Genomic DNA, 1,783 nt, shown 5'->3' on the forward strand with positions numbered 1-1,783 from the left:
GCTGCTGCGCTTAAAACAGAGAATGAAGCGATTAAGCAACGTAACGCCGCTGCAAAATCGACTTATGACGCAGCGGTGAAGAAATACGAAGCAGATTTAGCAACAGTCAAACAAGCAAACGAAGCTAACGAAACAGACTACCAAGCTAAGCTGGCCAAATACCAGACAGAACTAGCTCGCGTTCAAAAAGCAAATGCCGATGCAAAAGCAGCCTATGAAAAGGCAGTTGAAGACAACAAGACAAAAAATGCTGCGCTTAAAGCTGAGAATGAAGAAATCAAGCAACGTAATGCCGTGGCTAAAACAGATTATGAAGCTAAGGTTGCGAAATATGAAGCAGATCTTGCCAAATATAAAAAAGAGTTGGCTGAGTATCCAGCTAAATTAAAGGCTTATGAAGATGAGCAGGCCCAAATTAAGGCAGCGCTTGTAGAACTTGAAAAGAATAAAGATCAAGATGGTTACTTGTCTAAGCCATCTGCTCAGAGCTTGGTTTATGATTTAGAACCAAAAGCTCAACTTGATCTCAAAACGGAAGGAAAACTTCTTACAGCAGCAGCTGTTGATGAAGCCTTCAAGAAGGATACAGACCAATATGGTAAGAAGAATCTTCAGTTAGACAACCTCAATGTCAAGAACTTGGAGAACGGTGCCACTACTTCTTCAGTGGAATTGTATGGTAATATTGGAACTAAATCGGACTGGACGACCAATGTAGGGAACAAAACAGAAGTTAAATGGGGCTCTGTTCTTCTAGAACGTGGGCAAAGCGTAACTGCGACTTATACCAACCTTCAAAATTCCTACTACAACGGTAAAAAGATTTCCAAGATTGTTTACAAATATACTGTAGATCCGTCTTCAAAATTCCAAAATCCTAGTGGAAAAGTTTGGTTGGGAATCTTTAGTGACCCAACTTTGGGAGTCTTTGCTTCTGCTTACACTGGTGATGTTGAAAAAGGTACTTCAATTTTCATTAAAAATGAATTTACCTTCTATGATGAAAACGACCAACCAATTAATTTTGACAATGCCCTTCTTTCTGTAGCATCTCTAAACCGCGAGCACAATTCTATTGAAATGGCTAAAGACTATAGCGGAACATTTGTTAAAATTTCAGGTTCATCTATTGATGAAAAAGATGGAATGATTTATGCTACCAAAACCCTCAATTTTAGAAAAGATCAGGGTGGATCTCGTTGGACTATGTATCCTAGAGCAAATGAACCTGGATCGGGGTGGGATTCATCAGATGCACCAAACTCTTGGTACGGTGCAGGTGCTATTAGTATGTCTGGATCTACGAATCATGTTACAGTTGGCGCAACATCTGCTACTAATGTGATGTCTGTTGCGGATATGCCCCAAGTTGCTGGAAAAGATAATACAGAAGGCAAGAGGCCCAATATCTGGTACTCGCTCAATGGGAAGATTCGTGCCGTTAAAGTTCCGAGAATTACCAAGGAAAAACCAACTCCGCCAGTAGCACCAACTGAACCACAAGCTCCTACTTATGAGACAGAGAAACCATTGGATCCTGCTCCAGTAGCGCCAAGCTATGAAAATGAGCCAACACCACCGGTAAAAACTCCAGATCAACCAGAGCCATCAAAACCAGAAGAGCCAACATATGAGACGGAGAAACCATTGGAACCAGCTCCAGTAGCACCAAGCTACGAAAATGAGCCAACACCACCGGTAAAAACTCCAGATCAACCAGAGCCATCAAAACCAGAACCATTGCCAACTCCGCCTGTAGCACCAACTCCTAAGCAGTTGCCAA

1 protein-coding gene is annotated in these 1,783 nt (G+C 41.8%); it reads left to right on the forward strand.

Annotation, left to right across the window (positions count from 1 at the left end; genetic code table 11):
- Nucleotides 1-1,783: GbpC/Spa domain-containing protein (locus tag HMPREF1516_RS04310; protein WP_269621634.1), on the forward strand; the 1,783-nt coding region annotated here is incomplete at both ends.

Origin of the sequence: Streptococcus sp. CM6, assembly GCF_000526095.1 — a bacterium.
Classification (GTDB): domain Bacteria; phylum Bacillota; class Bacilli; order Lactobacillales; family Streptococcaceae; genus Streptococcus; species Streptococcus oralis_BW.